A 21,050-nucleotide genomic window follows, 5' to 3' on the forward strand; every position below is an offset into this window, starting at 1 on the left:
GGGGGGGGGGGGGGGGGGGGGGGGGGGGGGGGGGGGGGGGGGGGGGGGGGGGGGGGGGGGGGGGGGGGGGGTGTGGGGGTCGGGGCGGGTGTGGTGGTCCTCTTCAGGACGGCGGCCACGGGGGTCCTTTCGCTGCGGCGGTGAGGGGGCGTCCCCTTCACCGTCGCAGCGCGCGACCCGTCAGGTCCATCACGACTTTTCGACGCTTCCTTTCAGCACGGCTGAAAGGTCAGCCCACGTGCGCGGCGAGCGCCGCCTCGATCTCGCCGGAGTCCGCCGTGTCCGCGGCCCAGGCGGCGTAGCCGTCGGGGCGGACCAGCAGGGCGGTGCGGCGATCGCTCGCCCAGCGCTCGGCGGTCAGCCGCCCGGCCCGGTCGGGGCCGACCTCGTGCGCGTAGGGCGCGACGAGGACGAACCGGCCGCCGCGCAGCGCCTCGTACAGGCGTCCGCCGCCCGCGAGGGCGAGGTCGGGCACCCGGGCGCCGACGAGCCGGTGGGCGCCCCGGGGGGCGGCGTAGCGGTAGTCGATGCCGCTGACCTGGCCGGCCACCCGGCGGCGCAGGGGGCGCAGGCGGCCGAGGGCGGTGACGAACGCGCCGCGCAGCGCCACGGCCGGGGCGCGCCGGGCCATGGCGAGGCGCAGCAGGCCGCCGCTGCTGCGCAGCACGGATTTCCCGATCGGGTGGCGTTCGGCCTGGTAGGTGTCGAGCAGCGCGTCGGGGGCGTGCCCGTGGAGCACGTGGGCGAGCTTCCAGCCGAGGTTGGCCGCGTCCTGGAGCCCGGTGTTCATGCCCTGGCCGCCGGCCGGGCTGTGCACGTGGGCGGCGTCGCCGGCGAGGAAGACCCGGCCGACGCGGTAGGCGGGCGCCTGGCGTTCGTCGCTGTGGAAGCGGGACAGCCAGCGGGCGTCGTGCATGCCGAAGTCGCGGCCGAGGGCGAGCCGGGTGGTCTCCCGGACCTCCTCCAGCGTGACGGGCTCGTGGTCGGGCAGGTCCCGGCCCCGGCGCCAGCCGATGACCCGGTGGTAGCCGTCGCCGAAGGGCGCGAGGAAGGCGAAGGCGTCGCCGACGGCGTTGGCGGTGAGCACGGTCTCGGGCGGGTCCGTGAGCCGTACGTCCGCGAGCACGACGGACCGGATCACCGAGTGCCCGGGGAAGGGCAGCCCGATCGCCTCGCGGACGCCGCTGCGCATCCCGTCCGTGCCGACGACGTAGGAGGCCCGGAGCGTGAGGGGGCGTCCGTCGGGGCCGCGCGCCTCGACCGTCACGCCCTCGCCGTCCTGGGTCAGCCCGGTCGCCTCGGTCTCGTAACGGAAGTCCACGCCGGCCTTCACCGCGCGCCGCTCCAGCGCCTCCTCCACCTCGTACTGCGGCAGGATCAGGACGTGGGCGAAGCGGGAGGGCAGGTCGCCAAGGTCGAGACCGAGCCTGCCGAAGAAGGCCAGCCGCCGCAACGGGCGGCCGACCGCCTCCAGTTCGTCGGCGAGGCCGCGGGCGTCGAACTGTTCGAGGGAGCGGGCGTGCAGGGCGAAGGCGCGGGAGAGGTTGCTGATCCGGTGCGGCCGCTTCTCGACCAGGGTGACCGGGACGCCCGCGGCGGCGAGGTCGCCGGCCAGCAGCAGCCCGGTGGGGCCGGCCCCGACGACGATCACGGGAGCGGGGGAACCGTGTGCGGTGGTGCCGGGCATGGGAGGCCTCCTGGGTGCCGACTGCCGGACGTCGCCGTTCCCACCCTCGTGTCCGGCGTCCGCCCGGTCAATACGCCCCGCCGCCCCGCGCGCCCGCCTGTCCGGAACACGCCGAGGGCGCCGGTCCGCGCCCGTACAGCATGCGTACGGGAGCGGACCGGCGCCCTCGGTCGAAGCGTGTCGCGGCGGGCGCGTGGACCTACGGGGGCGGGCGGCGGCCGTCGGCCGTGACGGCGCCGGGCCCCGCCTTCGTCCCCGTCCCCGGGCTCGTGCCCGTCAGGCCTTGACGTCGGCCTTGGGCCGGACGTCGATGTTCCGGCTGGTGTCCTGCTTCTGGGACCGGTCCAGGACCATGACCAGGCCGGCGATGACCAGGAACAGGACGATCGGGATACCGACGAAGTAGCCCAGCGTCTCGCCGACGCCGAGGCCCGAGCCGGGGTCGTCACCGTCGTCGCGGGTCACCGCGAGCGCGGGGGACGACATGAGCAGCATCATCAGCGTCGTACCGGCCGCCAGGGTGCCGGCGCGCAGGGCGTTCTTCTTGTCCACAGTGCCAAAGTAGCGAACGCCGGAACGGACCGCGCGTCCGGGGTGCCCCTGACGCCCCACCGGGAGCCGCCGGGAGCCGCCCGGCCCGCACGGCGTGCTACGCCTCCGGTGTCACCCCCGCGCGCAGCGCGTCGGTGAGGGCGCGCAGCCGCGGGGAGGCGGCCAGGTCCTCCAGGGTGACCGGGCGGCCCTCGGCGTCGGCGATCGGCAGGCGCCAGTTGGGGTACTGATCCCAGGTGCCGGGCAGGTTCTGCGGGCGGCGGTCGCCGACGGCGTCCGGCAGCCAGAGGCCGACCATCCGGGCCGGGGTGCGCAGCAGGAACCGGTGGACGGCCCGGATCTCCTCCTCCTCGCGGCTCCGCCCCTGCCCGGAGGGGCCGTCGGGGTCGCGCAGCAGCCCCAGGTCGCCGAGGACCCGCAGCCAGGTGCGCACGTCCTCGGCGGCCTCGGCGCGCTCCTCCTCCAGCGGGCGGGTGAGCAGGCCGAGGCGGTGGCGCAGTTCGACGTGCTCGCCGGTCAGCCGGGCGGCGGTGGACGGCAGGTCGTGGGTGGTGGCGGTGGCCAGGCAGTCGGCGCGCCAGCGGTCGGGGGGCAGCGGGAGGCCGTCGCCCGCCCAGTCCCGTTCGAACCACAGCACCGACGTGCCGAACACGCCGCGCCGGACCAGGGCCTCGCGCACCCCCGGCTCGACGGTGCCGAGGTCCTCGCCGATCACGGTCGACCCGGCCCGCGCGGCCTCCAGCACCAGGGTGGCGAGCATGGCCTCGGCGTCGTAGCGGACGTAGGCGCCCTCGGTGGGCGGCCGGCCCTGGGGCACCCACCACAGCCGGAACAGGCCCATGACGTGGTCGATGCGCAGGGCGCCCGCGTACCGGAACAGGGCGCGCAGCAGCTGGCGGAAGGGGGCGTAGCCGGAGGCGGCCAGCCGGTCGGGGCGCCACGGCGGCAGGCCCCAGTCCTGGCCGCGCGCGTTGAAGGCGTCCGGCGGGGCGCCGACCGACATGCCGGCGGCGAAGTGGTCCTGCTGCGCCCACGCGTCCGCGCCGTCGGGATGCACGCCGACGGCGAGGTCGTGCACGAGCCCGACGGGCATCCCGGCCTCCCGGGCGGCGCGCTGCGCGGCGGTGAGCTGTTCGTCGGTGAGCCAGGCCAGGCGGCAGTGGAAGTCGACGCGGTCGGCGAGTTCGGTGCGGGCGCGGGCGGTCTCGGCGGAGCGCGGGTCCCGCAGCCCCTCGGGCCAGCGGCTGTGGTCCGGGCCGTGCCTCTCGGCCAGCGCGTACCAGGTGGCGTGGTCGGTCAGCGCCCGTCCCTCGCGGGCGAGGAAGGCGGCGTAGGCGGCGCGGCGGCCGGGGCCGAGCGGGACGCGGCACACCGCTTCCAGCGCCTCGCGCTTGAGGTCCCACACCGCGTCCCGGTCGATGAGGGCGCCCTCGTCGAGGACGGCGGCGCGCAGCCGGGCGGCCCGCTCCAGCAGCGCGGCCACCCGTGCGCGGTCCGCCGGGTCCTCGAGGTACGGGTACTCGGGCACGTCCTCGACGCGCAGGTGCACCGGGTCGGGGAAGCGGCGGGAGGAGGGCCGGTAGGGGGACGGGTCGGTGGGCGCGCCGGGCACGGCCGCGTGCAACGGGTTGACCTGCACGAACCCTGCGCCGAGCGTCCGTCCGGCCCAGGCGCTCAGCTCGCCGAGGTCGCCGAGGTCGCCCATGCCCCAGGAGCGGCGGGAGAGCAGGGAGTAGAGCTGGACGAGCAGCCCGTAGGCGCGCCGCGGCGGGGTGGGCAGCCGGGGCGGGGCGACGATCAGGTGCGCCCGGCCGGTGCGGCCGTCGGGTGCGGTCGCGGTGAGCCGGTGGACGCCCGGCGGGAGGCCGTCGGCGCCGGTACGGGTCTCGCCCTGCTCGGTCTCGACGGTGAGCCGGGTGCCGGGCGGCAGCGCGGTGAGCGCCTCGGGGAGGCCGGCGTCGGTCCAGTGGACCACGGTGGGCGGCAGCAGCCGCCGGGCCAGTTCCTCCTCGCGGGCGGTCAGGGCGGCGCGGACGGCGTCGGGGGTGCTCGCGTCGACGTCCAGGGCGGCCAGGGCCGCGACGACCGCGCCGGCGGAGGCGGCCACCGTACGGCCCGGCGCGGGACTGTAGGAGGGGGCGACGCCGTGCAGCTCGGCGAGGCGGGCCAGATCGTCGCCGAGCGGTTCGGGCGGCCGGGGCTCGCTCATCTACACCTCCGCGCCGCTCGGGTCCGACTCGGCGGCGGACCCGTCGGTCAGCGGGGCGGACTCGCTGGTCAGCGGGGCGGTCTCGGCGAGCGGCGGCTCGCTGGTGAGCGGTTCGGCGTCGGGCAGCGGCGGCTCGCTGGTCAGCGGGGCCTCGGCGCCCTGGGTGGCGTAGACGTCCAGGTGGGGGGCGGCGGGCGGACCGAGGCGGTCGGGGTCCGGCTCCGCCGAGGGTTTGGGCAGGGCCGCGGCGGTGAGGTCCGGGTCGGTCAGGGCGGTGAGCAGAAGGTGTGCGGGGGCGGTCACGAGGTCTCCTAGTCGAGTGCGGCGTCGGGTACGGCGTCCAGGGATCACCGCAGCCCTACCCCGTGCGCGCGACGGCAGACGCCCCAATGCCAAGTACGTGCTCCTGGTCACACTCCCCGCCCCCGCACCCGGGGCAAACCGCCCAAGCCCCCACCTATCCCCGACCGGAGGCAACCCCTCCCCTTCCCGCGCCCGGAAGCTATTCACTCAGTACATATACGCGGTACATACTGATCGCCATGAGCACCCGTCACATCCTGCTGGGTCTGCTCGCCGGAGGTCCGAGCCACGGCTACGACCTCAAGCGACGGCACGACGACCACTTCCCGCAGGCCCGCCCGCTGGCCTACGGGCAGGTCTACACGACCCTGCAGCGCCTGGTCCGGGACGGGCTCGCGGAGGTCGCCGGCACCGACGCCGACGGCGGACCGGAGCGCACCCTGTACCGGCTCACCGAGGCCGGCTCCCGTGCGGTGACCGACTGGTCCGGGCAGGTCACGCCGCCCGCGCCGTTCGTGACGAACGAGATCTTCGCCAAGGTCGTCGTCGCGATCCTCACCGGCGGCGACCCGGCCGCCCACCTGCTGGCGCAACGGGCCGCGCACCTGGCGCGGATGCGCGAGCTGACCGCGCTCAAGACCGACCCGGACGCCCCGACGGCGGCCGTGCTCGCGGCGGACTACGCCGTCCACCACCTCGACGCCGACCTGCGCTGGATGACCACCACGCAGGCCCGGCTGACCACCCTGACCGCTCAGACCGCGGAGGTCCACCGAGCATGACCAACCATCCGGCGCCCCTGCTGGCGGCACGGGACCTCGTCAAGACGCACGGCCGGACCCCGGCGCTGCGCGGGGCGCACCTGGAGCTGGCCGCGGGCGAGATCGTCGCCGTGACCGGCCCGAGCGGCAGCGGCAAGTCGACGCTGCTGCACTGCCTGGCCGGCATCGTCCGGCCCGACGAGGGCTCGGTGACGTACGGCGGGGAGCGCGTCGACCGGCTGCCGGAGCGGCGGCTGAGCGAGCTGCGGCGCACCGAGTTCGGCGTGGTGTTCCAGTTCGGCCAGTTGATCCCGGAGCTGACGGCCCTGGACAACGTGGCCCTTCCGCTGATGCTGGCCGGGACCGCGCGGGGGGCGGCCCAGGAGTCGGCGGCGGAGTGGCTCGCCCGGTTCGGGGCGTCGGAGCAGGGCCGCCTGCGACCCGGGGAGCTGAGCGGCGGCCAGGCGCAGCGGGTGGCGCTGGCGCGGGCCCTGGCGACCGGGCCGCGGGTGGTCTTCGCGGACGAGCCGACCGGTGCGCTGGACTCGCTGGCGGGCGAGCAGGTGATGGCCGCCCTGGTGCGCGCCGCCCGCACGTCCGGGACCTCCGTCCTGGTGGTGACGCATGACGCGCAGGTGGCGGCGTACGCCGACCGCGAGGTGCGGCTGCGCGACGGCGCGACGGCGGGACTGGAGGTGGGGGCGTGAGGACCGATCTGCGGCTGGCCTGGCTGCTGGTGCGCGGCTCCGACCGGCAGGAGTGGTGGCGCATCGCGCTCACCGCGGCCGGCGCGCTCTGTGCGACGGGCCTCGGCCTCGCGGCCGTCGCCCTGGCGGCGCTCGGCGAGAACCAGTACGGCATCCCCCTCGCGTACGGGCTGCTCGACCACCCGGGCGAACGGCACGGCGTGATCCTCACCCTGCTCCTCCTGCAGATCCCGGTGCTCGGCTTCCTCGGCCAGTGCGCCCGGATCGGCGCCGTCCACCGCGACCGCCGGCTCGCCGCGCTCCGGCTGGCGGGGGCGGAGCCGGGCCGGGTGCGGCGGATCGCCGCCCTGGAGACCGGACCGGCGTGCCTGCTCGGCTCGCTGCTCGCGACGGCGGCCGCGCTGCCGGTCCTGCTGTCCTTCTGGTCCCGCCCCACGGCCCTGGCCTGGACCGGGACGGCCCTGGTCGCGCTGGGGGTGCCGGTGCTCGGCTCGGCGGCGGCGGTGGCGGCGCTGCGCCGGGTGGCGGCCTCGCCGCTCGGCCGGGTCCGGCGCGTCCGCCCGGCACGGCGGGGACGCGGACCGGGACTGCTGTTCCTGGCCGGGCTGACGCTGGTGGCCGCGGCGGCGGCGACGGCGGCGGTCGGCACGTCGGTGACGGTCGAGCGCGCCTGGCGCGGCCCGCGCACCGCGCTCGTCCTCGGCGCGGTGGTGGCCGTGGGCGCGGGCTCGGTCTGGCTGGTGGGCGCCCTGTCCGGGCTGACCGGCCGCCTCCTGGCACGCCGCACCGGCTCGCCGGCCGTGCTGATCGCGGCGGAACGGCTGCGCGCGGACCCGTGGGCGGCGGCCCGCAGCCACGCGGCGGTGATGCTGGTGACGGTCGTGGGCACCGGCTACCTGGGCGTACGCCACGTCCTGCTGGCCGACCTGTACGCGATGCACCGCGACGGCCGGCTCGGCACGGATCTGTCGTTCTACACGGTGGGCCTCGACCTGACGGCGGCCGCGATCGCGCTGGCCCTGCTGATCGCCGTCGCCGCGCTGGCCACCGGCACCGCCGAGTCGCTGGTCACCCGCCGCCGGGGCCTGGCCGCACAGGTCGCCGCCGGGGTCCCGCGCACGGTCCTCGCCCGCGCCCTGCTCCTGGAGACGGCCCTCCCCCTCGCCCCGCCCCTGCTCCTGGCGGGCACGGGCGGCACGGCGATCGGCGTCGCCTACGGCAGCATCGCGCTGCGCGGGGCCCAGGGCTGGCCGGTGCCGTACGGGGCGCTGCTGGTTCCGGTGGGGGTGTACGCGGTGTGCCTGCTGGCGTCGGCGGCGTCCCTGCCGCTCCTACGCCGATCGGTACGGCCGGGGGAGCTGCGGTACGCGTAGGCGTGACGGGGGGGCGGGGCATGAGTGGCGGATTCCGGCCACTCCAGGGGCGTGGAACCTCCGGTTCACGCCTTCCCGTGGCCCGAACTGACCATTCGTCCCCGCTCCACCCCACCACGAGGGCGCGCCAAACCGCCCCCCGGCCTCACCGCCCCCTAAGCCGAGATCCCGTCGATCCGAGCCAGCGCGTCGTCCGCGCCGTACGGCTGGAGGTAGGGCAGCCAGCGCGGGTCGCGGTGGCCGGTGCCGATGATGCGCCAGGCCAGGCCGGACGGCGGGGCGGGCTTGTGGCGCAGCCGCCAGCCGAGTTCGACGAGGTGGCGGTCGGCCTTGACGTGGTTGCAGCGGCGGCAGGACGCCACGACGTTGTCCCAGACGTGCTGGCCGCCGCGGGAGCGCGGGATGACGTGGTCGACGCTGGTGGCGATGCCGCCGCAGTACGCGCAGCGGCCTCCGTCGCGCGCGAACAGCGCCCGCCGGGTGAGAGGAACGGGCCCCCGGTAGGGGACCCGCACGAAACGCTTGAGCCGGACCACGCTGGGGGCGGGGACGGTGACGGTCGCGCTGTGCAGATGGGCGCCGGACTCCTCGAGGCAGACTGCCTTGTTCTCGAGCACGAGGACGAGCGCGCGGCGGAGCGGTACGACGCCGAGGGGCTCGTACGACGCGTTGAGGACCAGGACATGCGGCACGGGGGCCTCCTTGTACGCCGGCGGCGCGTGGCTCGCGCCGGGACGATCTGCAGTCAGTCTCCCCTCAGGCCTGGTGAACGCGCCACCATGTCCCGGTAACGGGCTGGGAGTGTTTTCGACCACACCTCATTGATCCCCCGGAACACGATCCGTTCACACCGCCTGCTCAGAGGCGGGTGCGCGCCCCCTGTGCATCCGGCGCCCCCGCGCTCGGGCGGTGCCCCGGCGCCGTGCCCCGTTAGTGTGGTGGTTCTGTCCGTCCGGTGACCCTTTCGTGATCCCGCCGACACCTGACCCGCCCACCGGACGACGGACGCACCTGGAGGTACCCGCCGTGTCCCTGCCCGCCGACCTGCTGGCCGTCGCGCCGTCACCGTCCCCGTCGGGGTCGCCGGCCGTGACGGTGCCCTCGCTCCAGGACGCGCAGGAGAGCGCGAACCAGGCGGCGAGCTGGGTGGAGCAGAACTGGTCCACCTGGCTGGCGATCGGCCTGCGGGTGGTGCTGATCCTGGTGACAGCGGCCGTGCTGCGGGTGGTGGTCCGGCGGGCGATCACCCAGCTCATCGAGCGGATGAACCGCACCGCGCAGGCGGGCAACGCCGGCACGTCGCTGGGCGGGCTGCTGGTCAACGCCGAGCGGCGCCGGCAGCGCTCCGCGGCGATCGGCTCGGTGCTGCGCTCGGTGGCGAGCTTCCTGATCATGGGCACCGCCGCGCTCATGGTGCTCTCCACCTTCCAGATCAACCTCGCCCCGCTGCTGGCGTCGGCCGGTGTGGCAGGCGTGGCGGTCGGTTTCGGCGCCCGCAACCTGGTGACGGACTTCCTCTCCGGCGTCTTCATGATCCTGGAGGACCAGTACGGCGTCGGCGACACGATCGACGCGGGCGTGGCCTCCGGCGAGGTGATCGAGGTCGGACTGCGGGTGACCAAGCTGCGCGGCGACAACGGCGAGATCTGGTACGTCCGCAACGGCGAGGTCAAGCGGATCGGCAACCTCTCCCAGGGCTGGGCCACGGCCGGCGTCGACGTGACCGTCAGGGCGAGCGAGGACCTGGACAAGCTGAGGGCGACGCTGACCGAGGTCGCCGAGAAGATGAGCAAGGAAGAGCCCTGGAACGAGTTCCTGTGGAGCCCGATCGAGGTGCTGGGCCTGGACAGCGTGCTGATCGACTCGATGGTGGTCCGGGTGTCGGCGAGGACGATGCCGGGCAGGTCGACGGCGGTCGAGCGCGAGCTGCGCTGGCGGATCAAGCGGGCCTTCGACGCGGCCGACATCCGCATCGTGGGCGGTGCGACGGCCCCGGCGACGGAGGAGGAGGCCCCGGACCCGATGGCGACGGTCGCGGCCCCGTCCGTGTTCTCCAACACCGCCTCCCCGCAGGCGGAGGCCGCCGCCCCGATAGTCCCGCAGCGCCCGGCGCCCAAGTAGTCCTGGGCGGCACCGGGCGGGCGCGCGTGTCCGCCCGCACGCCCCTTCCGCGCCCCCGTGGGCAACGACTCCGTCGCCCCGGGGGCGTTCCGTCTTGACGCCCCCTCTACGGCGGGCTTAGGTTCCTGCCACTCGAACAGGAAACTTTCCTAACAGTGACCCGAAGCAGGGGTCCCAGGGGGCAGGTGCGCGATGGCAGGAACCACCGGTACGCCACCGGGCGGCGCCGGCACGCCGGGCACCCCCAGGGTGCTGCGCGCCATGAACGACCGCGCCGCCCTGGACCTGCTGCTGGAGCACGGCCCGCTCTCGCGCACCCGGATCGGCAAGCTCACCGGGCTGTCCAAGCCGACCGCCTCCCAGCTGCTGGCCCGGCTGGAAGCCGCTGGGCTGGTCCTGGCCACCGGCACCAGCGAGGGCCGCCCGGGCCCGAACGCCCAGCTGTACGCGGTCAACCCGGCCGCCGCGTACGCCGCCGGCCTCGACGTCACCCCGCGCCGCATCCGCGCCGCCGTCGCCGACGTCACCGGCCGCACGGTCGGCGCGTACGAGCTGCCCACCCCGGGCCGCCGCCCCGCGCTGCCCGTCGTACGCCAGGTCGCCGACGCGCTGGACGGCGCGGTCCAGGCCGCCGGGCTGGCCCGCGACGACGTGCGCCGCCTGGTCATCGGCACCCCCGGCGCCTTCGACCCCAACACCGGCCGGCTGCGCTACGCCTCCCACCTGCCCGGCTGGCACTCCCCCACGATCCTCGACGAGCTGGCCGCCGCGCTGCCGATGCCGGTGGAGTACGAGAACGACGTCAACCTCGCCGCCGTGGCCGAGCAGCGCCTCGGCGCGGCCCGCGGCCACCGCGACTTCGTGCTGCTGTGGAACCAGGAGGGCCTGGGCGCCGCCCTGGTCCTCGGCGGCCGGCTGCACCGCGGCTGGACCGGCGGCGCGGGCGAGGTCGGCTTCCTGCCGGTGCCCGGCGCGCCGCTGGTGCGCCAGGTGACCCGCGCGAACAGCGGCGGCTTCCAGGAGCTGGCCGGCTCCCAGGCGCTCGCGGACCTCGCCCGCGAGCTGGGCGTCGAGGACGTGCCGACGGGGCCGTACCCGCGGGCCGCCGCGGAACTCCTCGCGCGCGCCGCCGACCACGCGAGCGGCCCGCACCGCGCCCTGCTGACGGCGTACGCGACCCGGCTGGCCACCGGTCTGGCCTCCCTGGTCTCCGTCCTCGACCCCGAGCTGGTGGTGCTCAGCGGCGCCTCGCTCACCGCCGGCGGCGAGGTGCTGCGCGCCCTGGTCCAGGCCGAGCTGGAGGAGCTGGCCGCCTCCCGGCCCCGGCTGGTGGTCGGCGAGGTCCGCGACCACCCCGTGCTGCGGGGCGCGCTGGAGAGCGCGCTCGCGGCCACCCGCGACGAGGTCTTCGACACCTCCCGCTGAACCGGCCGCCCCCGTCCGAGCCCCCCGCACGTCCCGCCCGTCCGCCCGCCCAGTGGAGATCCAGCCATGCCCGAAGTGTCCCGGAAGCCGCACAGAGCGGCCCTCGCCGCGGCCTGCGCCACCATGGCGCTGCTCGCCACCGCCTCCTGCACCGGCCAGTCGAACGCCGGCGCGACCGACGACGCCTCCAAGGAGACGACGATCACCTTCTGGCACGCCTGGAGCGCGCCGAACGAGGTCGCGGCCGTCAAGGCGCTGATCGCCGGCTTCGAGAAGGCGCACCCCAACATCCACGTCGACGTCGTCGGCAACATGACCGACGACAAGATCAACCAGGCGCTGCGCGCCGGCGGCGACAAGGCCCCGGACGTGATCTCCTCCTTCACCACCAACAACGTGGGCAAGTTCTGCTCCTCGGGCGCGCTGGTCGACCTGAACCCGTTCTTCGAGAAGTCGGGCGTCGATCCGCAGCGGACGTTCCCGAAGGCGATGAACGAGTACACCCAGTTCGACGGCAAGCGCTGCGCCGCGCCGCTGCTGGGCGACGCGTACGGGCTGTACTACAACAAGACGGCGTTCGAGAAGGCGGGGATCGAGCAGCCGCCGAAGACCTGGTCCGAGCTGGAGGCCGACGCCAAGAAGCTGACGATCCCGGACGGGGACGGATTCAAGCGGCTCGGGTTCATGCCGGACTACCACGGCTGGGAGACCACGACCGAGCACTACCTCGCGCAGTTCTCCCCGGCCTACTTCGACGCGGACGGCAAGTCGAACGTCGCCGGGGACCCCGCTTTCGAGCAGGCGTTCACGATGCAGAAGAAGCTGGTGGACGACCTCGGCGGCTTCCGGAAGCTGGAGCGGTTCCGGGCGACGCTCGGCGACGAGTGGGGCGCCAAGCACCCCTTCCACACCGGCCAGGTGGCCATGCAGCTGGACGGCGAGTGGCGGCTCGGGATGGCCGAGGAGGCGGGGCCGGACTTCGAGATCGGCGTCGCCCCGCTGCCCGTCCCGGACGACCAGGTCGGCCAGTACGGCAAGGGCTACCTGACCGGCACCATCACCGGCATCGCCGCCACCAGCCGCAAGCAGAACGCGGCCTGGGAGTTCGTCCGGTACATCACCACGGACACCGACGCGGTGGTCGGCTTCGCCAACGACATCCACAACGTGCCCTCCACGCTGGCCGCGCTGAAGTCGCCGAAGCTGACGTACGACCCGCGGTTCAAGACGTTCCTCGACATCGCGGCGAACGCCCACTCGACCACCACGCCGGCCTCCGTCAACGGCGGCCAGTACCTGGTGACGATCCAGCAGTTCGGCTACGACTACGAGAGCGGCAAGGAGAAGGACCTGAAGGCCGGTCTGAAGAAGACGGCCGCGCAGATCGACACGGACATCGCGCAGGCGGAGTAGCGCACGATGACCACCGTCACCCTGGCGTCCAAACGCCGTCGCGCGGCGCTGAAGACCCTCGCCTTCATGTCGCCCTGGCTGATCGGCTTCGCGGTCTTCTTCGCGTATCCGCTGATCTCCACCGTCTACTTCTCGTTCATGCACTACGACGGCTTCAACCCGCCGACCTGGAGCGGCGGGAAGAACTGGCGGTACGTGTTCGAGCACTACCCGCTGTTCTGGCCGGCGCTGCGCAACACGCTGTGGCTGGTGCTGGTCACGGTCACCCTGCGGGTGGTCTTCGGGCTGGGCGTGGGCCTGCTGATCACCAGGATCAAGACCGGTACGGGCGTCTTCCGCACCCTGTTCTACCTGCCCTACCTCGCCCCGCCGGTCGCGGCGACCATGGCCTTCGCCTTCCTGCTCAACCCGGGCACCGGGCCGGTGAACTCGCTGCTGGAGAAGACCGGCATCCCGGCGCCCGGCTGGTTCAACGACCCCTCCTGGTCCAAGCCGGCCCTCACCCTGCTCTTCCTGTGGGGCATCGGCGATCTGATGGTCATCTTCATGGCCGCGCTGCTGGACGTGCCCGCCGAGCAGTACGAGGCCGCCGAACTGGACGGCGCCTCGCCCTGGCAGCGCTTCCGGTACGTCACGCTGCCCAACATCTCGCCGATCGTGATGTTCGCGGTGGTCACCGGGGTGATCCAGGTGATGCAGTGCTACACCCAGCCGCTGGTCGCCGGGAAGGTCGCCTCCGGGGTGATCCAGGGCGCCGGCGCCCAGTTCGAGCCCGGCTATCCCGACAAGTCCACCCTCACCCTCCCCCAGCTCGTGTACAACCTCGGCTTCCAGCGCTTCGACTACGGCTCGGCCTGTGTGGTCGCGCTGGTCCTGTTCGCCCTGTCGATGGCGTTCACCGCGTTCCTGATGCGGCGCCGGGGCGGTCTCATCCAGGCAGGTGACTGACGATGACCCAAGTGCTCCGGCCGCCCGCCGCGATCGAGGCGCCCGTGCCGCCCGCCGAGCGCACCGCCCGCCGCAGGGCCGCCCTGGAGTGGATCGCGGTGCACGCGCTCGGCGTGGCCGCCGCCCTGTTCTTCGTGCTGCCGTTCGTGTTCGTGCTGCTGACCTCGCTGATGAGCGACAGCCAGGCGCTCAGCCGCGACCTGATCCCGCACACCTGGCAGTGGGACAACTACCGCAAGGTGTTCGACACCCCGGGCTTCCTCACCTGGTGGCGCAACACCCTGCTCTACGCCGGACTCGGCACCGTGCTCACCGTGCTCTCCTCGGTCCCGGTGGCGTACGCGCTGGCCAAGTTCCGCTTCCGGGGCCGGAATCTGTCGCTGATGCTGGTGATCTCGATGATGATGCTGCCCCCGCAGGTGGTCGTCATCCCGATGTACCTGTTCTGGGCCAAGCAGCTCGACCTGTCCGGCACGCTGTGGCCGCTGATCGTCCCGATGGCGTTCGGCGACGCGTTCTCCATCTTCCTGCTGCGGCAGTTCCTGACGACCATCCCGAACGAGTACCTGGACGCGGCGCGCGTGGACGGCTGCGGCGAACTGCGCACCCTCGTCCGGGTCGTCCTGCCGATGGCGAAGCCGGGCATCGCGGCCATCGCCCTGTTCCAGTTCTTCGCCGCCTGGAACGACTACTTCGGCCCGCAGATCTACGCCTCGGAGAACCCCGGCGCCTGGACCCTGTCCTACGGCCTGGAGTCCTTCAAGGGCGCCCACCACACCGACTGGAACCTCACCATGGCCGCCACCGTGCTGGTCATGGCCCCCGTGATCCTCGTGTTCTTCTTCGCCCAGAAGGCGTTCGTCGAGGGCGTCACGCTCACCGGAGTAAAGGGTTAGACGACAGTGAAACTCACCGTGGTCGGCGGCGGTTCGACCTACACGCCCGAACTCATCGACGGCTTCGCCCGCCTCAGGGACACCCTCCCCGTCGAGGAACTGGTCCTGGTGGACCCGGCGGCCGACCGGCTGGAGCTGGTCGGCGGCCTGGCCCGGCGGATCTTCGCCAAGCAGGGCCACCCCGGCCGGATCACCACCACCGCCGACCTGGACGCGGGCGTGGCCGGCGCCGACGCCGTGCTGCTCCAGCTGCGCGTCGGCGGCCAGGCGGCCCGGCAGCAGGACGAGACCTGGCCGCTGGAGTGCGGCTGCGTCGGCCAGGAGACCACCGGAGCGGGCGGCCTCGCCAAGGCGCTGCGCACCGTGCCCGTCGTCCTGGACATCGCCGAACGGGTGCGCCGCGCCAACCCGGACGCCTGGATCATCGACTTCACCAACCCGGTCGGCATCGTCACCCGCGCCCTCCTCCAGGCCGGGCACCGCGCGGTGGGCCTGTGCAACGTGGCGATCGGCTTCCAGCGCAAGTTCGCCGCCCTGCTGGACGTGGCCCCGCACGAGGTCCACCTCGACCACGTGGGCCTCAACCACCTCACCTGGGAGACCGGGGTGCGCCTGGGCGGCCCCGAGGGCGAGGACGTGCTGCCGCGGCTGCTGGCCGAGCACGGCGAGCGGATCGCCGGGGACCTGCACCTGCCCCGCCCCCTCCTGGACCGCCTCGGCGTCGTCCCCTCCTACTACCTGCGCTACTACTACGCCCACGACCAGGTGGTGGAGGAGCTGCGCGAGGGGCCGTCGCGGGCCGCGCGGGTCGCCGCCATGGAGCGGGAGCTGCTGACGATGTACGGCGACCCGGAGCTGGCGGAGAAGCCGGCGCTGCTCGCCCAGCGCGGCGGCGCCTTCTACTCGGAGGCCGCCGTGGACCTCGCCGCGGCCCTGCTCGGCGGCGCCGGCAGCCCGTACCAGGTCGTCAACACGCTCAACCGGGGCACGCTGCCCTTCCTGCCGGACGACGCGGTGATCGAGGTGCAGGCGGCGGTCGGCGCGAACGGCGCGGTCCCGCTGCCCGTCGCCCCGCTGGACCCGCTGTACGCGGGACTGGTGGCGAACGTGACGGCGTACGAGGAACTCGCCCTGGACGCGGCGCTGCGCGGCGGCCGGGAGCGGGTCTTCGAGGCGCTGCTCGCCCACCCCCTGATCGGCCAGTACGCCTACGCCGAGACCCTCACCGACCAGCTGATCGCACACAACCGGGAGCACCTCGCGTGGGCCTGACCGCAAGCGTCCTCGCCATCGACGCGGGCAACAGCAAGACCGACGTCGCGGTCGTGGCGGCCGACGGCGCCGTCCTGGCCACGGCCCGCGGCGGCGGCTTCCGGCCCCCGACCGTGGGCGTCGAGACGGCGGTGGACGTCCTGGCGGACGCGGTCGGCCGGGCGTACGCGGCGGCCGGGGTCACCTCCGTCGCGCATGTCTCGGCGTGTCTGGCCAACGCCGATCTCCCGGTGGAGGAGGAGCGGTTGGCGGCCGCGCTGCACGCGCGCGCGTGGGGCGCGCGGGTGGAGGTCCGCAACGACACGTTCGCGATCCTGCGGGCCGGGGTGGCCGAGCCGCGCGGGGTGGCGGTGGTGTGCGGGGCCGGCATCAACTGCGTCGGTATGCGCCCCGACGGCCGCACCGCGCGCTTCCCGGCGATCGGCCGGATCTCCGGCGACTGGGGCGGCGGCTGGGCCCTGGCGGAGGAGGCGCTGTGGCACGCCGCGCGCGCCGAGGACGGCCGCGGCGAGCCGACGGCGCTGGCCCGCACCCTGCCCGGCCACTTCGGCCTCGACTCCATGTACGCGCTGATCGAGGCGCTGCACCTGGAGCACGTGGAGCTGCGCCGCCGGCACGAGCTGACGCCCGTGCTGTTCCGCACGGCGGCCGAGGGCGACACCGTCGCCCGCTCGATCGTGGACCGGCTGGCCGAGGAGGTGGTGGCCATGGCGGCGGTCGCGCTGACCCGGCTGGACCTGCTGGCCGACAAGACGCCGGTGCTGCTCGGCGGCAGCGTCCTGGCCGCCCGCCATCCGCAGCTGGACGACGGCGTCCGCCGCCTGCTCGCCGAGCGCGCGCCGAACGCGGCGCCCCGCGTGGTGACGGCGCCGCCGGTGCTCGGCGCGGCCCTGCTGGGCCTGGACCACGTGGGCGCCGCCCCGGAGGTCCAGGAGCGGGTGCGGGCGTACTACGAGGGTTGACGGCCCCGCGCACGGCGAGCGGGGCCGCGACCGGGCCCTTCCGCCGGCGGTGGTTCACCCGCTCGAACGGCCGGACGAGGGCGGCCGGACGAGGGCGGCCAGGACGAGGCCGGCCAGGCCGCCACGGCGTCGTGCGGCGGACCGGCCGGCTCGGCGCGGTCCGCGCGCGCCCACGAGCGGACGTCCCTGACGCCCTCCCCGGCCGGGCGCCGTCGGCGACGACTCCCCGGGGCACGGCGAAGTCGTCCGGGACGCTTGTCGGTCCGGCCGTCCGGCAAGGCCGACGACCCGTTCCGGGAAGGCCTTCGGGTCCGCGGTGGAACCGAACCGTTCCCCCCGGCGTATACATGGGCAGGGGATCGTGCGGCACACGAGCCCGCACCCACCGCACCGGTCACCGCGCGGCGGCCGCGCTGCGATCGAATCAAGATCGAGTGAAGCCGGTGCGGATGTCGGTGCCGACAGGGATACTTGCGGCGACGGATGACCACGGGGGAGGTCAGCAGTGACACACTCGCCGAACGGCGGCGCGGCGGCGCCGGGCCGCGCCCTGCCCACGATCCCGGCCGTGCCGCCGCAGCCCGGCCCGCCGGCCGGAGCGCCGCACCCGGCCGCCCCCGCACCCGCCCCTGTCCCGGCGTCCCCGCGCCGCACCGCGTTCGCCGAGGGCATCGACCGGCTGCGCGCCGCCGCCGTCACCGAACCGGGCCGGCTGCGCGCCATCGGCGCCGTACTGGCCCTCCTCGTCATCGCGTTCGGCGCCGTCACCGCCTGGCAGACCACGGACCGGGCGGGCGCCGCCGACGACGTCCTGCACAGCAGCCAGCCGCTCAGCTCCGACGCCGCCGACATCTACCGCTCCCTCGCCGACGCCAACACCATGGCGGCCGGCGGCTATCTGGCCGGGCTCCAGGAGACGACCGCCACCCGCGAGCGCTACGAGGCGGACGTGCGCACGGCCGCCGCCAAACTCGTCACCGCCGCCGCCAACTCCGCCCCCGACTCCCCCTCCGCGGCCACCATCGCCAAGCTCAACGAACTGCTGCCGCGCTACAAGGGCCTGGTGGAGACCGCCCGCGCCAACAACCGCCAGGGCTTCCCCGTCGGCGGCGCCTACCTGCGCACCGCCAACACCACGATGCAGAACCAGATGCTGCCGGCCGCCGAGGACCTGTACCAGAAGGAGAACCAGCGGCTGCGCTCCGACTACGCGGACGCGACGCCCTACCCGTGGGCGGCGATCGCCCTCGGCGTCCTCGCCCTGGCCGCCCTCGCCTGGGCGCAGCGGCGCGAGTACCGGCGCACCAACCGCGTGCTGAACCACGGCCTGACCGCCGCCACCGCCGCCTGCGCCGTCGTCCTGCTGTGGCTGGTGGTCGGCCACAGCGTCGCCCGCGCGGGCCTCGACGGCTCCTACGAGCACGGCGTGCGCTCGCTGAACGTGCTGCACGACGCCCGGATCGCCTCCCTGAAGGCGCGCAGCGACGAGAACCTCACCCTGGTCAGCCGCGGCGCGGAGACCAAGACGCTGCCCGACGGCACCGTCATGGACGCCTACGACTGGGCCTACGACCAGGAGATCCGCGCCCTCGGCAAGACCCTCGACCAGGCGGGCGCCCTCGCCGACGATGCGGCGGGCCGCGACCCGGTGCGGGTGGCGAACGACTCGATGAAGGTCTGGATCGCCCGGCACACCGAGGCCCGCCAGGCCGACGACTCCGGCGACTACCAGAAGGCCCGCGACCGGGTCATCGGCACCGGCGCCGAGGACCAGGCCACCGCCGAGTGCTTCGACAACGTCGACGCCTCGCTGGCCAAGGCGCTCACCCACGAGACGGGCGAGTTCCGGCAGGCCGCCGAGGACGGGCGCAGCGCCATGACCGGGCTGCCCGCGGGCGCCGCCGCCCTCGCGGTGCTCGGCGCGGCCGGCGCCCTGCTCGGCATCGGCCGCAGGCTGTCGGAGTACCGGTGAGAGGGGACAGGGCAAGGGTGGAAGGAGGCGTGAGCATGCGAGTTCGACGACTGCGGGCCGGCCTGCGGGGCTGGGGCGGCGTCGGGGCGATGGCGGCCGTGTGCGCACTGGCGCTGGCGTTCGTCCTGCTGCTCCCGCGCACCCAGTCGCACGGCGCCGCCCCCGCCGCGGGCGGCCCCGGGACGGCGAAGGGCGTGCAGGCCAGGGCCGGCGACTGCACGGACGCCGACGCGCAGAACCGCAGCCTGGCCCCGTCCGCCGCCGACGGCCCCACCGTGGCCGCCATCAGGCAGCGCGGCTACCTCTCGGTCGGCGTCGACCAGAACAGCTACCGCTGGGGCTACCGCAACCCGAACAACGCCTCCGGCGCGCTGGAGGGCTTCGACATCGACCTCGCGCACCGCATCGCGAAGGACATCCTCGGCGACGGCGACAAGGTGCAGTTCCGGGCCATCCCCACCAACGAGCGCGTCAACGCGATCCGCAGCGGCCGGGTGGACATGGTGGTGCGCACCATGACCATCACCTGCGACCGGCTGGACCAGGTGGCGTTCTCCGCGCCCTACTTCCTCACCGGCCAGCAGGTCCTCGCCCCGCGCACCTCGGCGATCACCGGCTACGACAAGTCGCTGGCGGGCAAGCGGGTCTGCTCGGCGACCGGCTCCACCGCCTACGACCATCTGTCCGCCGACCGGAAGAACGGCACGCTGCCCGCCTCCACCGACATCGGCACCACCGTCCCCAACCAGCTGGACTGCCTGGTGCGGCTGCAACTGGGCGAGGTGGACGCGGTGGTGACCGACGGCGCGCTCGCCGCCAGCCAGGCCGCGCAGGACCCGACGGTGCAGCTCAAGGGCGGCACCTTCACCAAGGAGTACTACGGCGTCGCGATGAAGTTGGGCGCCGACGACCTGGTCCGCCAGGTCAACCGAATACTCGACCAGTACCGCAAGGACGGGGGCTGGAAGGCGTCGTACGACAAGTGGCTGTCCCCGACGCTGGGCGGGAGATCCGAGTCGGCGACCCCGCCGGCCCCCGCCTACCGGTGACACGGCCCGCGTACCGGTGACACGGCCCGCGGCCGGCGCCTGACCGACGGAACACGAAGAGCAGCGAGAGGTGATCGATGGGCGGCACGGACCCCGCCGGGCCGGTGCTCGACCGGGACGAGGTGGACCGTGCGCTGGCGCGGCTCGGCGCGGAGCACGAGGCGATCGAGACCTCGCTCCTGGCCCTGCAGGACCACGCGGGCCGCAGACTGCTGGAGGGCGCCGAGCTGACCGGCGTCACCCGGGAGCGCTGGGCGGCCACGGAGGCGTCGATAACGCTGCTGTGGACCTACTTCGACGCGTACACGGCCGCGCTGCGCACCGCCCGTGAGATCCGCGCCCGCCGCCGCTGGTCCAGCCGCGAGGACCTGGTGGAGCTGACCGAGCTGCTGCGCGGCGAGTCGGTGACGGTCGCCGACGCCGCCGCGGGCGCGCCGCACGCCGAGGGCGCCGCCCGGCTCACCCACACCTTCACGCTGGCCGCCCTGGTGGACCGGATGAACGAGCTGTACGCGGCCGGTCTGGACATGGTGGTCGCCGCCGACGCGGTGTGGTCGGCGCTGCCCGCCCGGATCGATTTACTCGCCGCGGAACTCCAGCGCACCCGGCGCCTGGCGCACTCGGTGGGCGTCCGCCCCGGCGAGCACCCGGCCGGCGACGACCTGGAGCGCATCACCCGCACCCTGACCCGGCTGCGCGAGGAGGTGGTCTCCGACCCGCTCGCCTACTGGATCCCGGCGCAGGGCAGTTCGGCGCCCGGCGGCGGCCGCCCCGACACCACGGTCTACGACCGGGAGGCGCGCGCGCTGGAGGAGGTGCGCCGGGAGATCGACGCGGTGCTCGGGGTGCGCCAGGACGCCGAGCAGCGGCTGATCAAGCTGCGCGACCTGCTCTCGCGCGCCGACCGCACGCTGGCCGAGGCGCGCACCGCGCGCGGCGAGGTGCTGGCGAAGATCGCCGCCACCGAGGTGCCGGTGGTCAGCGGCCCGCCGACCGCGCTCCAGGAGCAGCTGGCGGCGGCCGCCGAGTACCGCAGGCAGGCCCAGTGGCACCGCCTGTCGCCGCTGCTGGAGTCGCTGGAGCAGAAGGCGGAGGACGAACTGCTGCGCGCACGCGAGTCGCTGACGGCGGTCACCGCGCCGCTGGCGGTCCGCGCCGAGCTGCGCGGCCGGCTGGACGCGTACAAGGCGAAGGTGGCCCGGCACGGCCTGGCGGAGGACCCGCTGCTGGTCGAGCGGTACGACGCGGCGCGGCGCATGCTGTGGAGCGCGCCGTGCGATCTGCGGGTGGCCGAGCAGGCGGTGCTGCGCTACCAGCAGGCGGTGGCCGAACTGCTCGGCGCCGCACGGGTGCCGCGTCAGGGCGGTCCCCAGGACGGTGACGGCGGGGGTGAGTCATGA

18 protein-coding genes are annotated in these 21,050 nt (G+C 74.7%); 13 read left to right on the forward strand and 5 right to left on the reverse strand.

Features of this window, described 5'->3' with window-relative positions; translation table 11 throughout:
- Positions 1–229 precede the first annotated feature (229 nt).
- From K7787_RS16555 to K7787_RS16570, 4 genes are all read right to left on the reverse strand, one after another.
- Positions 230–1,687: an FAD-dependent monooxygenase gene (locus tag K7787_RS16555; protein ID WP_223001873.1), complete on the reverse strand. Its 1,458-nt coding sequence runs from the start codon at positions 1,685–1,687 to the stop codon at positions 230–232.
- A 276-nt stretch (positions 1,688–1,963) separates the two neighbouring features.
- A complete protein-coding gene (locus K7787_RS16560) occupies positions 1,964–2,239 on the reverse strand; it encodes a hypothetical protein (RefSeq protein ID WP_019983768.1) in 276 nt (91 codons plus the stop codon).
- Between the two features lie 97 nt (positions 2,240–2,336).
- Complete coding sequence (malQ, locus tag K7787_RS16565) at positions 2,337–4,448, reverse strand: 4-alpha-glucanotransferase (protein ID WP_223001874.1); 2,112 nt, start codon at positions 4,446–4,448, stop codon at positions 2,337–2,339.
- Positions 4,449–4,751, reverse strand: a complete 303-nt coding sequence (locus K7787_RS16570; RefSeq protein ID WP_199294260.1) for a hypothetical protein — start codon at positions 4,749–4,751, stop codon at positions 4,449–4,451.
- Positions 4,752–4,990: 239 nt separating this feature from the next.
- On the opposite strand from K7787_RS16570, the gene K7787_RS16575 reads away from it, so the two are divergent.
- Genes K7787_RS16575 through K7787_RS16585 form a run of 3 tightly spaced genes read left to right on the forward strand, consistent with a single transcriptional unit; the run spans position 4,991 to position 7,592 of the window.
- The gene (locus tag K7787_RS16575; RefSeq protein ID WP_223001875.1) at positions 4,991–5,533 is read left to right on the forward strand and encodes a PadR family transcriptional regulator; all 543 of its coding nucleotides are present in this window, start codon (positions 4,991–4,993) and stop codon (positions 5,531–5,533) included.
- Positions 5,530–6,219, forward strand: a complete 690-nt coding sequence (locus K7787_RS16580; RefSeq protein WP_223001876.1) for an ABC transporter ATP-binding protein — start codon at positions 5,530–5,532, stop codon at positions 6,217–6,219. Before K7787_RS16575 ends, K7787_RS16580 begins: the two co-directional genes overlap by 4 nt.
- Entirely contained in the window at positions 6,216–7,592 is a 1,377-nt protein-coding gene (locus tag K7787_RS16585; RefSeq protein ID WP_223001877.1) for an ABC transporter permease, read from the forward strand. The genes K7787_RS16580 and K7787_RS16585 overlap by 4 nt, the downstream gene beginning before the upstream one ends.
- A 155-nt stretch (positions 7,593–7,747) precedes the next feature.
- On the opposite strand, the gene K7787_RS16590 is transcribed toward K7787_RS16585, so the two are convergent.
- The gene (locus K7787_RS16590; RefSeq protein ID WP_009188639.1) at positions 7,748–8,284 is read right to left on the reverse strand and encodes an HNH endonuclease; all 537 of its coding nucleotides are present in this window, start codon (positions 8,282–8,284) and stop codon (positions 7,748–7,750) included.
- Positions 8,285–8,618: 334 nt separating this feature from the next.
- Between K7787_RS16590 and K7787_RS16595 the strand changes: the two genes are divergently transcribed.
- From K7787_RS16595 to K7787_RS16640, 10 genes are all read left to right on the forward strand, one after another.
- Positions 8,619–9,713, forward strand: coding sequence for a mechanosensitive ion channel family protein (locus K7787_RS16595; protein WP_223001878.1), 1,095 nt, complete (start codon positions 8,619–8,621; stop codon positions 9,711–9,713).
- Positions 9,714–9,905: 192 nt separating this feature from the next.
- Entirely contained in the window at positions 9,906–11,138 is a 1,233-nt protein-coding gene (locus K7787_RS16600) for an ROK family transcriptional regulator (protein WP_223001879.1), read from the forward strand.
- Between the two features lie 66 nt (positions 11,139–11,204).
- Positions 11,205–12,551, forward strand: a complete 1,347-nt coding sequence (locus tag K7787_RS16605; protein ID WP_199294239.1) for an ABC transporter substrate-binding protein — start codon at positions 11,205–11,207, stop codon at positions 12,549–12,551.
- 6 nt (positions 12,552–12,557) lie between these two features.
- A complete protein-coding gene (locus tag K7787_RS16610) occupies positions 12,558–13,499 on the forward strand; it encodes a carbohydrate ABC transporter permease (RefSeq protein WP_223001880.1) in 942 nt (313 codons plus the stop codon).
- A gap of 2 nt (positions 13,500–13,501) precedes the next feature.
- Complete coding sequence (locus K7787_RS16615) at positions 13,502–14,395, forward strand: carbohydrate ABC transporter permease (protein ID WP_223001881.1); 894 nt, start codon at positions 13,502–13,504, stop codon at positions 14,393–14,395.
- Positions 14,396–14,401: 6 nt separating this feature from the next.
- Positions 14,402–15,667: a 6-phospho-beta-glucosidase gene (locus K7787_RS16620; protein ID WP_223001882.1), complete on the forward strand. Its 1,266-nt coding sequence runs from the start codon at positions 14,402–14,404 to the stop codon at positions 15,665–15,667.
- Positions 15,658–16,629: an N-acetylglucosamine kinase gene (locus K7787_RS16625; RefSeq protein WP_223001883.1), complete on the forward strand. Its 972-nt coding sequence runs from the start codon at positions 15,658–15,660 to the stop codon at positions 16,627–16,629. The genes K7787_RS16620 and K7787_RS16625 overlap by 10 nt, the downstream gene beginning before the upstream one ends.
- A 505-nt stretch (positions 16,630–17,134) precedes the next feature.
- Positions 17,135–18,601: a GlnX family signal transduction membrane protein gene (locus tag K7787_RS16630; protein WP_223001884.1), complete on the forward strand. Its 1,467-nt coding sequence runs from the start codon at positions 17,135–17,137 to the stop codon at positions 18,599–18,601.
- Positions 18,602–18,636: 35 nt separating this feature from the next.
- Entirely contained in the window at positions 18,637–19,650 is a 1,014-nt protein-coding gene (locus K7787_RS16635) for a glutamate ABC transporter substrate-binding protein (protein ID WP_169439365.1), read from the forward strand.
- Positions 19,651–19,727: 77 nt separating this feature from the next.
- On the forward strand, positions 19,728–21,050 hold the full coding sequence (locus tag K7787_RS16640; protein ID WP_164392193.1) for a hypothetical protein: 1,323 nt from the start codon (positions 19,728–19,730) through the stop codon (positions 21,048–21,050).

Origin of the sequence: Streptomyces sennicomposti (assembly GCF_019890635.1) — a bacterium.
Classification (GTDB): domain Bacteria; phylum Actinomycetota; class Actinomycetes; order Streptomycetales; family Streptomycetaceae; genus Streptomyces; species Streptomyces sennicomposti.